This window comes from Endozoicomonas sp. ALD068, from assembly GCF_049310145.1.
GTDB lineage: Bacteria > Pseudomonadota > Gammaproteobacteria > Pseudomonadales > Endozoicomonadaceae > Endozoicomonas_A.
Genome location: NZ_JBLYNU010000004.1, coordinates 2,809,181 through 2,825,547, shown reverse-complemented (window position 1 = coordinate 2,825,547; position 16,367 = coordinate 2,809,181). Strand labels below are relative to the sequence as shown.

General features: G+C 47.2%; 8 protein-coding genes and 1 pseudogene (1 of these 9 cut by a window edge). 5 read left to right on the top strand and 4 right to left on the bottom strand.

Annotation, left to right across the window (positions count from 1 at the left end):
* Positions 1 to 71: 71 nt before the first annotated feature.
* Entirely contained in the window at positions 72 to 206 is a 135-nt protein-coding gene (locus ACO6V5_RS09590) for a hypothetical protein (RefSeq protein ID WP_422137643.1), read from the top strand.
* Here ACO6V5_RS09590 and ACO6V5_RS09585 read toward each other — a convergent pair.
* Positions 201 to 3,086, bottom strand: coding sequence for a hypothetical protein (locus tag ACO6V5_RS09585; protein ID WP_422410915.1), 2,886 nt, complete (start codon positions 3,084 to 3,086; stop codon positions 201 to 203). The genes ACO6V5_RS09590 and ACO6V5_RS09585 overlap by 6 nt on opposite strands.
* 220 nt (positions 3,087 to 3,306) lie before the next feature.
* Positions 3,307 to 6,099 (bottom strand): hypothetical protein, encoded by a 2,793-nt coding sequence (locus ACO6V5_RS09580; protein ID WP_422492098.1) that lies wholly within the window; start codon positions 6,097 to 6,099, stop codon positions 3,307 to 3,309.
* Between the two features lie 288 nt (positions 6,100 to 6,387).
* Here ACO6V5_RS09580 and ACO6V5_RS09575 point away from each other — a divergent pair.
* The 4 genes and pseudogenes from ACO6V5_RS09575 to ACO6V5_RS09560 form a co-directional block, all read left to right on the top strand.
* Positions 6,388 to 6,624 (top strand): annotated as a pseudogene (locus ACO6V5_RS09575) (ISNCY family transposase); the annotation flags it as partial.
* Positions 6,625 to 6,810: 186 nt separating this feature from the next.
* Positions 6,811 to 9,297, top strand: coding sequence for an ankyrin repeat domain-containing protein (locus ACO6V5_RS09570; RefSeq protein ID WP_422410919.1), 2,487 nt, complete (start codon positions 6,811 to 6,813; stop codon positions 9,295 to 9,297).
* Between the two features lie 268 nt (positions 9,298 to 9,565).
* A complete protein-coding gene (locus tag ACO6V5_RS09565) occupies positions 9,566 to 9,814 on the top strand; it encodes a hypothetical protein (RefSeq protein ID WP_422133282.1) in 249 nt (82 codons plus the stop codon).
* The gene (locus ACO6V5_RS09560; protein ID WP_422410921.1) at positions 9,798 to 10,235 is read left to right on the top strand and encodes a type II toxin-antitoxin system VapC family toxin; all 438 of its coding nucleotides are present in this window, start codon (positions 9,798 to 9,800) and stop codon (positions 10,233 to 10,235) included. Before ACO6V5_RS09565 ends, ACO6V5_RS09560 begins: the two co-directional genes overlap by 17 nt.
* Before the next feature lie 324 nt (positions 10,236 to 10,559).
* Here ACO6V5_RS09560 and ACO6V5_RS09555 read toward each other — a convergent pair whose 3' ends face one another.
* On the bottom strand, positions 10,560 to 11,060 hold the full coding sequence (locus ACO6V5_RS09555) for a DUF29 domain-containing protein (protein ID WP_422133284.1): 501 nt from the start codon (positions 11,058 to 11,060) through the stop codon (positions 10,560 to 10,562).
* 508 nt (positions 11,061 to 11,568) lie between these two features.
* A protein-coding gene (locus tag ACO6V5_RS09550; RefSeq protein ID WP_422492097.1) for a TcdA/TcdB catalytic glycosyltransferase domain-containing protein crosses the window boundary here: on the bottom strand, positions 11,569 to 16,367 show its final stretch. The gene runs 23,749 nt beyond the window's last position; only the last 4,799 of its 28,548 coding nucleotides appear in the window; its start codon lies off the right edge, out of view — the gene reads right to left on this strand; its stop codon occupies positions 11,569 to 11,571.

Sequence of the window (16,367 nt, the reverse complement as noted above, 5' to 3'; positions counted from 1 at the left end):
AATAGCCAAGATTTTCCGGGACTACTCTTCTTTCCATAGTTCAATGGTAACTATTCAGCACCCAGCAAAGGATGATTGCAGTAATTCTTCATGGCTATAAGCAGGGCTTCAAAAACATTCTGACCCTGATTTCCGATGCCAGAGATCAGGTTGCCATGGGACGAGAGCCGAATTTAAACGTGGGGATGAATCAGCTCAGGCTATAGATTCAACAATATAGCCAGAGAGGCGATGACCCCCAAAGCATTGGTCACTGGAGTTGTATCCGCTGATGAAGCAAAGGATTGAAGCTCTGTCATGCAAACAGCTGAGTCAAAGTAGAACTGCCCCTCGACGTTGGTCAGCCCAGTCAAAGCAGTGGCTTTGGAATCATTGATAGGAGTCCAGCTATTCACGATCTGGCAAAGTGTCGGTGCACTGGTCGTTGCCGGGTCGACGGTTGAACTCACAGAACTTGGGCACTCATCTGCCAGTGGCAATGGATCAACGGCTTTCAGGGAGAAATATTCGTTGTCTACTTTCCACAAAGTCATTCCCCGAAAGTGGTTACAGGTCAGTGCCAGATCAAGCTCGTCGTAGATAGTTAAAGCTGTCGTTGTGACGTTGATATTGTTACCAGCCAGATTAATGAGAGGCGCTTTGCAATAGGCAGACGAGGAAAGACCTATTAAAGCGAACCCTCCCCTTCGGGTTTCAATTCCTGTACAACTTTCTCTACGTGTCTTGCCTTTATTATCAATAACAGCAGTGTTTCTGAAGATATTAATATTGCTTCCGGATCCAATTGCAATCTGAGCCAATTCCGAGATTTTGCCCTGGAATGTGTTATCAATTATTTCGAGTTTGTTTGACAGGTTATTGATGTTGCGAAGATTAATGAATATTGCTTCCTCGGGAATCATACTGAGTGTTGTTGTGTGGATGGTTTCACCAATGACCTTGTTATTAGCGAAACGTAAGCCTGGGCTCGTGTGCAAATCATTGGTGGATGCATCCAGATTCGCAGAACAATGAATGTTAACTGCGGCCCAGACAGGAAGATAAAAAACGTTGTTCTCTATAGATAGTGCCCCATAATAGCAGCTTGTGTGGACAATAACGTGAGTTTGAGTACCTGGATTAACTCCGGTTGGCTGGAAAGTAATGTGTTTTATATGATTGTCTGCTGTTTCTCCAAAATTGAATTCGTTATCGCAGTGAGCGCCAACTCCGATCATGTATCTACTTGTAAAGTTATCATGAAGCTTGATAACAATTTCAAAACCGTCATCAGCAGCCCCGATGATCTCCTGACCGCTCTTCAAAACTATTGTATTGGCGATAAAATATTCAACAGTGGGCTTACCTGTCACGGGGGCAACGGTTGGAGAAGTTGTTTTGGAGGAAAGCAAGATAACAGTGTTATCAGGAATCTGTTGTATCAACTCACTTAAATCATCTGCAGGGTCGGCACTGAGAACAACGCAATGTCGTTCCCTGACAAGATCACTGTCGTCGATTAGCCGTTTTTGAACCCCCGTCGTTTGACCTCTGAGAGAGCTGCATAATTTCCTTGGAGGGGAAGTTGCAGTAGTAGTAGGAGCTGCAGTAGCAGGAGCTGCAGTAGCAGGAGTTGCAGTAGCATTAGCATTAGCATTAGCATTAGCATTAGCAGTAGCTGCAGTAGCATTAGCAGTAGCTGCAGTAGCATTCTGTTGATAGGTACCGTTTATTGGATAGTCGGGATGTAGGCCAATCTTGCCCAGGGTTCCTGCATAATTAATTTCTATGGGTGTTGATGCTTTAGTGGGTGTTGACTCTTTAGCGGCTCTTGACTCTGAAGTGGCTGTTGACTCTTTAGTGTCTGTTGACACTGTAGCGGCATTTACCGGGCAAGCATTACTATTCGAAAAATCCAGCGCATCCAGAAATTCAGTTCTCGAAGAGCAATTGGCTGTTAACACACGTAGGTCGGCTTTTTGGCAAAGAAGCTGATCATTGGAGATAGATCCAAAATTCGTTATATTGCCATTGATAAAGCTGTTCACCGCCGTGGTGTTGGTGACGACCGCTCCACGTGCAAAAATCCCTGCCCCTATGCCAGCTTTTGCTCTCTCGCCCGAGGTTTTGTTCCTGCTGTTCACCGCCGTGGTGTTGCCAACCGTGTCTGTAACCACGCCCCCCCCGATGTCGATGCATGCATTTTCATTCCTGGTTGTGACATGGCTGTTCACCGCCGTGGTGTTGCCAACCACTCCTAAATAAACCTGCCCCCCCCCGATGCCGGCGTCTGCCCCATAACCCCTGGTTGTGACATTGCTGTTCACCGCCGTGGTGTTGCCAACCGTTCCACGAAAAAATTGCCCCCCCCCGATGCCTGCGTCTGCCCTACAACCCAAGGTTTCGACCGTGCTGTTCACCGCCGTGGTGTTGCCAATCTTTCCTTTATGAACCCACCCCCCCCCGATGCCGGCGTTTGCATATGCACCGCGGGTTTCGACCCTGCTGTTCACCGCCGTGGTGTTGCCAACCGTTCCTTTTACCTGCCCCCCCCCGATGCCGGCGTGTGCCTCATAACCCAAGGTTTCGACCCTGCTGTTCACCGCCGTGGTGTTGCCAACCGTTCCTTTAACCAGCCCCCCCCCGATGCCAGCGTAATTTTCATCACCATTGGTGAGAATATGAACATCTTTCGCCCGGATATTACTGACTGTGCCAGTATCATCAACAACACAGGCTGCTAACCCGGTCGTGTTCTGGGAAGTTATATTGGCACCAGTAAAGTGAAGGTTCCTGATGCTGCCTTTCAGAGTGTCAATAAAACAGTTAGACAGGCCGCTGATGGTACGGCACTGCCCATAGTACTCCCCGGTGAATGGGTGGGTATCATTGCCAATGGATTGATAGTCTTTAGTGACAACAATATCCGCTTTCTGTTGATAGGTACCGTTCAGTGGATATTCTCGACCAATCTTGCCCAGGTCTTTTGCATCATAAATTTCTATGGGGGCTGTTGACGCTTTAGCGGGTGTAGATTGAGTGGTCAGGGGCAGTAACAGAAATACAGGAGCAATGAACAGAGCCGAATTGTGCTGCAACTTGATCATTTTCAGGACTCCTTGGAAAAGTCGCTAAGAAGCCTAGACGCTGTGTTTATAGTTTTCCATTAATATGATTATGGTGTTGCAAGAAAACAGGCGGATCTTTTTGTCAATACTCTCTTTAGTGCTGCTACTCAGGGTATTAGCCATGACTCCTGAGCCATCCATATACAGAGCGAGGGCGTTGCAACAGCCTCTTTTAAACGAGGGGATGAATCAGCTCAGGCTATAGATTCAACAATATGGCCAGAGAGGCTATGACCCCCAAAGCATTGGTCACTGGAGTTGTATCCGCTGATGAAGCTAAGGATTGAAGCTCTGTCATGCAAACAGCTGAGTCAAAGTAGAACTGCCCCTCGACGTTGGTCAGCCCAGTCAAAGCAGTGGCTTTGGAATCATTGATAGGAGTCCAGCTATTCACGATCTGGCAGAGTGTCGGCGCGCTGGTCGTTGCCATGCCAACGGTTGAACTCACAGACCTTGGGCACTCATCTGCCAGTGGCAATGGATCAACGGCTTTCAGGGGGAAATATTCGTTGTCTACTTTCCACAAAGTCATTCCCATAAAGTGGTTACAGGCCAGCGCCAGATCAAGCTTGTCATAGATAGTTAAAGCTGTCCTTGTGACGTTGATATTGTTACCAGCCAGATTAATGAGAGGCGCTTTTCTATAGGCAGACGACGAAAGACCTTTTAAAGCGAACCCTCCTTCAATTCCTGTACGAATTTCGTCAGGTGTCTTGCCTTTATTATCAATATCAACAGTGTTTCTGAAGATATTAATATTGCTTCCGGATCCAATTGCAATCTGAGCCAATTCCGAGATTTTGCCCCGGAATGTGTTACCAATTATTTCGAGTTTGTTTGACAGGTTATTGATGTTGCGAAGATTAATGAATATTGCTTTCTCGGGAATCATACTGAGTTTTGTTGTGTGGATGGTTTGACCAATGACATGATTATCAGCGAAACGTAAGCCTGGGCCCGTGTGCAAATTACTGGTGGATGCATCCAGATTCGCAGAACAATTAATGTTAACTGCGGCCCGGACAGGGAGATAAAAAACGTTGTTCTCTATAGATAATGTCCGGTTATAGCAGTTTGTGTGGACAATAGCGTCAGTTTGAGTATCTGGATTAACTCCGGTTGGCTGGAAAGTAATGTGTTTTATATGATTGTCTGCTGTTTCTCCAAAATTGAATTCGTCATCGTAGTGAACGCCAACTCCGATCATGTATTTACTTGTAAAGTTATCATGAAGCTTGATAACAATTTCAAAACCGTCATCAGCAGCCCCGATGATGTCCTGACCGTTCTTCAAAACGATTGCATTGGCGATAAAATATTCAACAGTGAGCTTACCTGTCACGGGGGCAACGGTTGGAGAAGTTGTTTTGGAGGAAAGCAAGATAACAGTGTTATCAGGAATCTGTTGTATTAACTCACTTAAATCATCTGCAGGGTCGGCACTGAGAACAACGCACTGTCGTTCGCTAACAAGATCACTGTCCTCGATAAGCCGTTGTTGAACCCCCGTCGTTTGATCTCTGAGAGAGCTGCATAATTTCCTTGGAATGGAAGTTGCGGTAGTAGGAGCTGCAGTAGCATTCTGTTGATGGGTACCGTTTATTGGATAGTCGGGATGTAGGGCAATCTTGCCCAGGGTTCTTGCATCATTAATCTCTATGGGGGTTGACGCTGCAGTGGCTGTTGACTCTTTAGCGGCTGTTGATGCGGTAGTGGGTGCTGACTCTTTAGTGCCTGTTGACACTGTAGCGGCATTTACCGGGCAAGCATTACTGTTCGAAAAATCCAGCGCATCCAGAAATTCAGTTCTCGAAGAGCAATTGGCTGTTAACACATGTAGGTCTGCTTTTTGGCAAAGAAGCTGATCATTGGAGGTAGGTTCAGAATTCTCTTTAATGCCATTGACATAGCTGTTCACCGCCGTGGTGTTGGCAACCGTTGCTTTAGCTCTAACCAACCCCCCCCCGATGCCGGCGTATGCATACCAACCCCTGGTTGTGACATGGCTGTTCACCGCCGTGGTGTTGGCAACCGTTCCTCTAGGTCTAACCAACCCCCCCCCGATGCCGGCGTTTGCATCATCACCTCCGGTTGTAACATGGCTGTTCACCGCCGTGGTGTTGGCAACCGTTCCTCGAAAATTAACCAAGCCCCCTCCGATGCCGGCGTTTGCAGTATAATCCCCGGTTTCGACCGTGCTGTTCACCGCCGTGGTGTTGCCAACCGTTCCGAAAACCATCCCCCCCCGATGCCGAGCGTGAGCATCCTCGCCCGAGGTTTCGACCCTGCTGTTCACCGCCTTGGTATTGGCAACCGTTCCTCCACCGTTAACTGCCCCCCCCCCGATGTCGGCGTGTGCACGATAATCCCCGGTTTCGACCCTGCTGTTCACCGCCGTGGTGTTGCCAACCGTTCCGTAAACCAGCCCCCCCCCGATGCCGGCGATTCCATACCAACCCCTGGTTGTGACATTGCTGTTCACCGCCGTGGTGCTGCCAACCGTTCCTTTAATCAGCCCCCCTCCGATGCCAGCGTAACTTTTACGACCATTGGTGAGAATATGAATATCTTTCACCCAGATATTACTGACTGTGCCAGTATCATCAACAACACAGGCTGCTAACCCGGTCGTCTTATGGGAAGTTATATTGGCACCAGTAAAGTGAAGGTGCCTGATGCTGCCTTTCAGAGTGTCAATAAAACAGTTAGACAGACCGCTGATGGTACGGCACTGCCCATAGTACTCCCCGGTGAATGGATGGGTATCATTGCCAATGGATTGATAGTCTTTAGTGACAACAATATCCGCTGTCTGTTGATAGGTACCGTCCAGTGGATAGTCGCGATCTCGACCAATCTTGCCCAGGTCTTCTGCATCATTAATCTTTATGGGGGCTGTTGACGCTGTAGTGGGTGTAGATTGAGTGGTCAGGGCCAGTAACAGAAATACAGGAGCGATGAACAGGTTCGAATAGTGCCGCAACTTAATCATTTTCAGGACTCCCTGGAAAAGTCGACAGGAAGCCTAGACGCTGTGTTTATAGTTATCCATTAATATGATTGTGGTGTTGCAAGAAAACAGGCGGATCTTTTTGTCAATCCTCTCTTTAGTGCTGCTATTCAGGGTATTAGCCATGACTCCTGAGCCGCTCATATAGAGGGCGAGGGCGTTGCAACAGCCTCTTTTAAACGAGGGGGTGAATCACTCAGGCTATAGATTCAACAATATGGCCAGAGAGGCTATGACCCCCAACGCATTGGTCACTGGGGTTGTATCAATGAGAAGATTTTTTCATTGTTCGAACGTCATACCGAATGGATCAGCAAAGGTAAGGCTGGAACCCCTGTAGAGCCTGGCCTCAGAGTCTGCGTATTGCAGGATCAGTTTGGCTTTACCCTGCATCATCTGGTCATGGAAAAACAGACGGGCGACCAAGTGACTGTATCTATTGCAGAAGATAACAAACAGCGATTTCCCCAGGTATCACAAGTCAGTTATGACCGGGGTTTCTTATCTACGCCGTCACCATGGATGCACGACGAATCGTGTCTAACTCTACACTCGCGTAGGCTGTCCCGGTAAAGTCTGCGCAGATGTTGGCTCTTGATCCAATGCTTTGCCAGCAACTATTTTGAAAAACCTTGGTACTACTTTTGATCAGCTACAATTTCCATGTTTTGCTCGCTACTTGGTTCTTCTCCTATGAAAACTCCTTCCTACTTAGCCGCCTCTGCAACTCTGGCCGCATTTATTCACTGCAATACCACTATGGCATGGACTTCGGTAAGGGCTAACTCCGACTCCGTTCGGCCTAACTCAAAGGTACTACAACTGTATCGAAACTCTGCCGATGGCGATGAAATTAATTACATCTATTTCGATATAGACAAAAGGCGATTGCTTTGGAAAGTTGCTAAGAATGCTGGTCACGAAGAAACTTATGAGCAACCATTACCTGATTTTATTGGTAGTGTCAGCGCATCTGTATTCAAAGGTAATCACTTGTACATCGCTGGGCAGTTGCAATACAAACAAGAGTGGTTTATTAGCGCTTTGAATCCAAATGGTGAAGTTATTTGGGTTAGGCAGGGAAATGATAACGATCCTTCCGGCATGCCAAAAGATATTACCTTTTATAAGATCATGACAATGGCAGAAGAAAAAGTCATTTATGCTGTTGGTAAAACACCCAGCACGCAAATTGTTTTGGAGTTAAATTCTGAGAATGGTTCAGATGTTTCTGGGGAAGTATTTAATAAATTTTCAAATAGAAAGCTACTTCATACTTCAAGTAACTCAACTGATGATGAAGTCATTTCGAGTGATGCAGGAGGGAGTTTTAGAATTCTTGAGTGGATAGCTGGAATAGTTACTGTTTTAGGCGTGGTAACATTGGGGTCAGTTATTTATGGTGTCTACGAATTTTATAAAAATTTAAAAGAAGAACGTAAGGCGAGAATTACTCATGCAAAGGATATAGAAAGTAATAGGCGAAAAATTGAAGGTGATTTAATAAGAAAAATGGCAAGACAGCAAACAAGCTTGTTATTCATGCCTCCTGATTCATCTGTAGTTATGCCTGATATTTCCGTTATTGATAACCCTGAAGTTAATACTGATGCCGATCGCGCTAAGCAAGAGCAATTATTTACACATTTGCAAAATGAGGTTCGCCAAGGGAACGTTGAAAAAGTTGGCAACCTGTTAGAATCTTCTCGGGATTTAATTAATCAATTGGATTCCTTTGGAAATACGCTGTTGCATGTAGCTGCAACACAGGGGGACGCAAGTACCTTAGAAGCACTCCTAAATGCGGGGGCAGATATAGAGATACTTAACAATCAGCAACACTCACCACTGCACTTAGCAATCATTAACAATTATCCTGAAGCTGTAAAACTATTGATAGAAAGCCCAGCTCGTATTTCTGAACGATTGAGAATTATCAATCAAGAAGACTCTCAAGGCAATACACCTCTTCACTTAGCAGTATTGGCAAGGAACACTAAAGTCGTGACTTTACTTCTTAGTAATGGTGCTAGCCAGGAACGATCCAACAATTATGGATTTACACCACTGTACCTTGCTGCTATTAATGGAACACAAGATGCAATAAAAGTGTTATTAGACTGGAAATCTGCGATTTCTCAAGATGAAGTGTCAGCACTTTTTCATATTGCCGCAAATTTCAATAGTGAGTCCCTTATGGAAGGTTTGCTAATTAGAGGTCTACATCATGGGTTTAAGTTCTATCAACCATGCATGCCTGATACAATGGACCAGTTTTGCGTTCAAACTGAGTCAGGTCTAACTGTCTTACATGAGGCGGTTCTTGCTAATTCATATTCTGTAGTAAGGCTTCTAATAAGAGTGGGTTTGATAAAAATTAATGCACAGGACGACCAAGGTAATACTTCGCTGCACTATGCAATCCAGAATAACGATATGGAAATGATTGAAATTCTTTTGTCAGCAGGAGCAGGTATTAATATAATGAACGGCCTTGGATACACGCCTTTGCATCTTGCAGTCCAACTGGAAAATCAGGTAATTGTAGATTATCTACTGAATGAAGATAAACATAAAGATGAAATTGCCAACCCCAATATTCGTGCGCAAGATGGCCGAACACCTTTAGATATTGCCTTTGAAAGAGGGCTATTGAAAATGGTAAGAGCTCTGGGCCCGATTACATGGCATAATACTTTACCTAAAGAAAATAAAATATTTCATACAATTATCCATCGGATGTTTGTTTTGCAGGGGATTGACCACGCAGAACTTCTTCAAACACTTTATGAGCATGATCCCTACCTGTCTTTCGATAAAAATATGCAAGATTTTTCCGGTAATACGCCTTTGCATGTTGCTTTAGAAATGGGTCTTGACCAAGCTTCTGTATTATTCATTCGTTTATACAAGCCAGCTTTAAATATCCAGAATAATGAAGGACAGACACCTCTACATGTTGCTTTACGTTATGGAAATCAAAAAGCTATAGAATTTTTAATAGAAAAAGGTGCAGATTTACAATTAACGGATAACAATAATGAGTCGGTTTTAGACTTGGCAACGTCCATTGGTAATGTCGAAGCGGCTTCATTGATTCGAAATAAAATTGAGGGTTCGAAGACCAACGGAACGAAAAGTGACTCTGAGCAGAAACCTCCTGTGGTTATTGAGCTGTAAGATTGAGGTGTACTTCATCCTCGACTTTAGAAGTTCTCAAAGGACAATAGTTCTACTTATATCCCGAGGATTGCTATTCGCCAGGATTGGAACCGATATAGGCAAAAATATGATGACGAGTCTGGCGGATCAGGCTGTCTCTTGCCTGGGGATTATATCGAACGTTGGTTTTTGTCAAACTCTAAAGTCGAACACTTTAAAGATATTATGGAAAATGCTATACGTATCGATCATAGTTCTTATGTTGACACGTTACGGGAGATGACAGATGAGTCAATTTAAAACACTATTGGTTGAGGTTACTGAAGAAGCTGAGAAATGCATTGGCAACAATGCTATAAAGATTGATGCAATAGATGGTAAGCTTGTGGTATTCCCTACAAAAGACCCAAACGCCACCCCTTTAAAATCCATCGACCCTGCCGAGGATAACCCGTTTCGGCAAAATTGTAAAAAATACAAAACCTTGATGAGTGCTAAGGAATGGGAGGGGTTGATTGATGAAGATAATCAATAAACTGGCCCTTGTTGATACCTGTATATTAATAGATATACTGGATAGCCAGAGTATATACTTCAATTGGTCGTGTGATACTCTCAACCAGTGTAGACACGAAGGTTCGGTGCTTTATTATAATCTGGCTATTTTAGCAGAGTTAAGTACAAACTTTGTTAATCTGGCCGACCTTATTGACTTCTTTGATTACAACAATATTAAGAAGATGGAATTAACAGAACAAATTATGTTTGATGCCGGAGTTGCATTTCGCAAATGCAAAGGGAATGGAGGTAAGAAACATACAGTGTTAGCAGACTTTGTTATTGGCGCTACGGCAAAAAATAATGATATGGTTTTAATAACAAGGGATAAGGGAAATTTCAAAACCTATTTTCCTGAGGTACCGCTGCTACAACCATCTGTGGGAAACCCACTTTAAAGATATAATGGAAAAGCTATATGTATTGATCAAAACTCTTACTCGACTTTAGAGTTTTCAAAGGACAATAGTTCTACTTATTAATTCATCCAGAATCTGCTAAAAGCAACCGTCTCAAGTCCAGTAAAAAGCGAGACGGTTGCCATGCTCAAGGTTGTGCGTCAGGAAACCGAATATAAAACCGGACTTGGATGAAGAGTCTGGCGGATCGGGCTATCCCTTTCCTGGGTTAAGCGACAGTGGTTTTTTTACCTCGTTCCCACGCTGGGACCCGCAGGGCCTAAAATCATGGGAGCGAGTCAAAATGGAGCAGCGCCACAAAGGTTAGAGTTCAACTCCGTTAAGGGGATACCAGTCTTTTTCCATTAGCTTTTCATAAGACCATGGGCAGGTATCAGGGAAGCTGCTGTTGTCCAGTTTTGGGCATTTAGTGGGGATATGGCGATTCATTTCCCGAATGGCTCCATTTTTCCCATCAGGGTATGACTCAACTAAAGCATCTTCCACCCGTTGTTCTAAACTGTGATTTTTTCTTAATAATTTATTAATGCCGTCCCTTGCATTATCAATAGAGTTTAGCCACCCGTTTATGACCCGTTTTGTAGCTACAGTATCCCGCAGCACACTGGTTTGGTAGTCACACTTAAGAAGCTGAAGTATGAGATTGGTTAGAAAATGTTCAAGATTATCGACTTTTGATTCTATGCCCAACTCCAAATCCTCTAACAGATTTTCTAAATCCAACTGGTCAAAGTGGCGATTTCGCAGCAAAGCTACCTGATTGGATAACCACTGGTGATAATCGGTTTCGTATAAATTACTCATAGATGTTCACTCCATTAAACGGATACCATTCTTCAGCCATCAACCGCTCCCTCCCAGTCGCGCTCCAGGCGCTTGGTGGGATACCCCCCATCCCTGGGGATAAGTCGCGCTCCAGGCGCTTGGTGGGATACCCCCCATCCCTGGGGATAAGTCGGCCAGCAGGTCTGAGTTTCACTTTTGTTCGAGGTTTGAGGATAGCAGTTGGTGAGGGGGGTGCAAAGTTGTTGGCGGGGGTTTCACCTGGTGAGTAGACCGGCGGAACTTCCCCGTCAGCCCCTCTCAGAACAGTACGTGAACCTCTCGATTCATACCGCTCCCATCAGGCAGGCTTCCTCATTAGCCAAAATTTACTCGGGGGATACCTGTCTTCCAGCAGGTATTACTTGCTAAACCTTGATATCATGCTCGACTTTAGAGTTCTCAAAGGACAATAGTTCTACTTAATTCATCCAGAATCTGCTAAAAAGCGACAGAGGTTTTTAATTTTTTATTAATTAACCTCCGTCGTTTATATTCCCGGCGTCGTCAGGTTCTGAATTATTCTGCCACTTGCCGTCGGCACATACGATGGACTCTCACCACTGCGATTGCCCATCGTGGCATTGATCTCCTGAACCAGACGCTGGTAGTGTTGGTTCAGTCCTGTGTCATTCAGACTTGCCACCACGCGTTGTTCACTGTCCGCTTCACCCGCTCCAACGTCATCTTTCTCACCTCCGGCCAGACTGCCCAGGTATTTCACCAGCCGTTGCCCCCGGCGAATGATCCTGTTCAGAAGAGGCAGGGTTCCGTTGCCTCCACCCTGAGCAGCCAATGCATCCTCCGGGAGGCTCTCATTCATTGAGTGCCTGCCATTTGACTGTGGGGCGTCCACTTGCGCAAGCACTTCGCTCATATTGAGCACCCGGTTATTGACGATCAGGCGCTCAATGGTCTCGCCTTGCTTGCTGAAAAAATTCTGCACTCGAAGGCTCTGGGTGGAGTTTGTCGGCTCAGCGCTATTGTCGCTGTTTTTTAGCAGGCCAGTATTTGGCGAGACCGTCAGGATAAGATCCCCGCCTGCTTTTTGATAGTGCAATGTCTGGCAGTCATGGGTATTAACCTCGAGCTGGTCAGCCGTGCCAGTGGCGTTTGCCAGAACCCATTGGTCAGTGTTAGAGAAGTCATCGCCAGCAAAGTAGTAAGTGGCGCTCTCTTCATCTATCAGATACTGATGTCCGGGGATTTTTTCCTGTAAAAGTGAATAGCCAGATTTCAGCCGTTGACGGATGAATTGCTTGTTATCCAGAATCCCGTCATCCAGCTCCAGACTGTCTGGCCAATCATTGGCATAGAAGAGGTGAGGGTATCGCCAATCGCCTATCCTCACCAGACGTTCGACACCACCGGATGCCATCATGTTTATGCCTTCAGGCGACGGGAGATGCCGACTGATGACCAGTTTCTCAACGGCATAACAGTTCAGCGCCCGAATTTTTCTGCGTGGCCTGAGGGCCTCGGTTTCCAAAACAACCCGGCCATCCCGGTAGATGGTTAGAAACCCTCTGTCATCTATTGTCATAGCCAGGTGCTGACGGGGGGAGGTAAAAAATGGCATGACCTTTCTATGAAAGACCCTGACTCCCTTCGTTAGCCTGATCTCCAGCCCACCAGGTTTCTGGCTCAAGCTGATGGCATCAGAGCCGTCAGCATCGGCAAAATGAATCAGCGTGCTCCCGGCCCGTGTTAGCCCGCCGAGGGGCAAGTCCTGGCGAATCCAGGCTGCCAGGATAAAACTGCCGCCAGTGACCGGAGGCGGCAGCAGGCGGGATAAGCCGACTGGACAAGGAGCCTGGTCACTACTGTCAGTGGTATTGCGCTGAGCCAGCGGACGCCAGCTTGCTGCCTGCAAATCCGTAAGGCTGACACCTTCCAGCTGAACCCGGTTAAACGAAGAGGGGTCAAAGAACAGCTTCACCGTGCCATTTTCTTTGCCATCTTTCTGTGAATTTTCCAGTTCCAGGCTGACAAGGTTATTGCCGGGGCCGGGATATACGCTGGCACCACTGCTTTTAAGATGAAAAATATCATTTCCCGACTCTCCGAACAGCCCGGCCTCCGGCTTGACCGTACCCGAGATGAAGAACACGTCATCACCTGGCCCGCCATGCACCGATGCCGTGACATTGCTGAGCTGGTAAGTGCTGTCCAGCCGATTGTCAACAGTCAGCCTGGAGTGATAGTAACTCCGAAGGTTTTGGCCGGTCAGAACTCTGGCTTCGTTACTGACCGGATCAATCGTTGTCAGGTGCCAGATATGCTGCTCCAGACTGTCAATAAAGTGCCCGGTAACCAGACTGCTGTCTTCGCGTACACAATGGGGAACGTGCCGTAAATCGATGCTGAAAAATATTTGTCCATCGTAGTTTACTTCCAGAAGGGTATAGTTTTCGGTCAGCCGCCAGTCCAGCTTTTCCGGTTGTACCCCATGCAATATCAGGCTATTCCCGTTGTCCCGGTCTATGATTTGGGTGCCATTGGCCTGGGCGTGGATAACGTAAGTATCCGGACCCAGGTGACCAGAAAGCAGGTCCGGCCCCAGGTTCGCCACCATCCGGTCAGCGTCTTCGCTACCATAATGTCGGTTGTATCCTGTTCCCCCGATGGTGGTGGTGATTGAACTATTGCCCCTGATGTGGGCAGCGGAAATTATGAAAGTATCATCGCCCCCTTTGCCATCGACGGTGAGTCCGGCGAGGGCCGGGATTTCGAAAAAATCGTCGCTGGTCGGGCCATTGAAAACCTCAAAATTTCTGACCGTGGAATCCCATGTCTGATAGGTGACCTGCGATCCGGGCAGCAGGAGCGTAAAGAACAAACGACTTTTGATGTTTATATCCGGTGAGCAGGGTTGCGTATCGTTTACAGGACAAGAGTGGCGCACTGAGTTTTTTTGCACGGACAGTTTCAGCCGGACAAATTCCGGGGCAAGGGTTGCCTGGCTTAAGTCCAGTGTGTCTTTGCCCGGACCACCGTTAAAATGGATATAGGCGGGCAGCTTCAGAACAAAAAGGTAGTCATCCCCTCCCTGGCCATTAAAACTGCGCAGGGCACCTCTGGACACATAAACGTTATCGTTATCATCACCGGAAAATCTTATGTTGCCCTTCCCGGTGTCCTCCAGGATAAAGTGATCGACCGTTAAACCATTCTTCAGGTCGACCGTCACATCACGACTCACGGACAAATCAAAGACCAGTGTATTGGCACCGCTACCGCCGTCCAGCGAGGTACCCTTCTGCCAGGGGGCGTCAATGATGACCCGGTCGTCTCCGTCCCCCATGCTCACCTTGTCCAGGCCACCCCCGGTGCTGAAAATATCCGTACCATTGCTGCCAAAGTAGCTATCATCTCCCGAGGTCCCGGCAATCTTGTCCATAGCATTGAATAGGGTCTGGTGATAGCGCCAGCTGCCGGTTGAGTCAGTATTTCGCCATCGGGTCTTTATGATGCCCTCTGTCACATTGACGGTCATGCCATCCAGTTGATACTTCAAGAGGGTCACCTTGGCGGTCAGACTTCTGGAGCTTCGCCGCAAGAGCCGGGTACTATAAACGACGGCAGACTTGTCATGTATCAGCTGGTTGTGTCCCTCTCCGCCGGTAATCACTGTCGTATTACCCAGGCCAACCGTGAACAGGTTATTGCCTCCCATATCCTGCAACCGGTCATCACCTCCCATGCCCAGCAACACGTTATCCGTGGATGGGTTGCCCGTCAGCTGATCATTGCCCGGGCCGCCAATAATAATGGGGATGCCAGAGTATGAGTCTGAAGACAGGTCAAGGTGAACCGTCGGCATAATCACCGAGCTGTTGTATAAAGGGGAGGGACTGCATTTGCGAATAAAAGGAGTCTCGAAGGTATAATCCATCTCCAGCATGTTCAGGGTTTTGGCCATTGGCTGACCGGGGAATATTCGGGTCCATTTAGACAACGAGGTATATTGGCCTGCCTTCCTGAATCCCGGTATCACCTGAGGGCGCCCATGTTGTTTTCTGCGACCGTCTGCCCCGGTTTCAAACAATGTTAAAGTCAGTGTGTGCCATAATTCCAAAGAAGTAATACCTTGGATATTCCTTGGTACGGCTGCGTCTTCAGAAGGCCTCGGCTGTTGCTTCAGCCTCCGCAAAATACCAGAACCTTCGGTGAGCATCTGCTGTTGATTCAGCTTAAACGTCAGCTTCCGCAAAACACCAGTGCCTGGTTTGCATCTGGAAGAGGCGAAACCAAACTCAACCACTAGCGTGATATTATTGCTTTCCTGACTACCAATCCTGTGCAGACCAGCGCCGAGGGTTTTTCCTTCATCGGCAAGGCTCTCCAGCTCAGCCTTTTTACGCCATTGATCCCGGGGAAATTCACCCACAGGTTTGTCAGGGTGGCGATTTAAAAATGCCAACATCTCCTCTTTAGTAAAGCTATAGTCATCCACAACCCTGGTGATCCGGCATGTTCTGCTGCCTGAAATAATATGACTCGAGAGGGTAGTGTTCCTCAGGATTGTCAGGGACTCGGTCAGTGACCGGGAAGGTTGTTTGCCCACCACATCGTCCCAGTAAATACCAGTATTGACCTGTACTGTGTTGAAGTTGGATAAACCGGGGGAATGAAAGACAAAAGTCGCATGCTTGTCAGGCATTTGAGCGTCAAAAAGCAGGTTCAGGCTCTCGTCAAAGGGATTAAACGTCAAACTGGCCTTCTGACGGTGCTCACAGGCGTTACCGACTATTTCCCAACGGACCACCACGACTGGCCATTTTCCTGTTGCAGGCTTCTGGTGTTGATAAGCGTGAATTTTGTGATTGCCAAGATCGCTGCCACGACGCAGCCAGATGGTGTCTGCATGAGTGCCCGTGTATACCTCATGCCAGCCCTCACCCAGCATCACCCTGTTAAAGCCGCTGCGCAACCGGATAGAGGTTTCTCCGCCGTTGGCGACCACCGTGTCGTTCCCGCCCCGGACATCCACGACATTGGTGCCGTTGGTGATAACGAACAGGGTATTGCCGTGGTCTCCCCAGATCCTGTCATTGCCCGGGGAGCCCTGAATGACCTCTACCTGTTCCAGATGCTGCCCTGTCGACGAATCAGACGGGTTCCGGTGGCTGAGGTCCAGCCTGACCCCATTTTTTTTAAGACGGTAAGAAACGGTATCCCTGCCAGGACCTCCATACACCTCGTTCGAGCCCTCACCCAACAACGCCAGGTCATCACCCGTCCCCAGGTGGATCAGGTTGGTGCCATCGCCAGCACTGACAACATCAT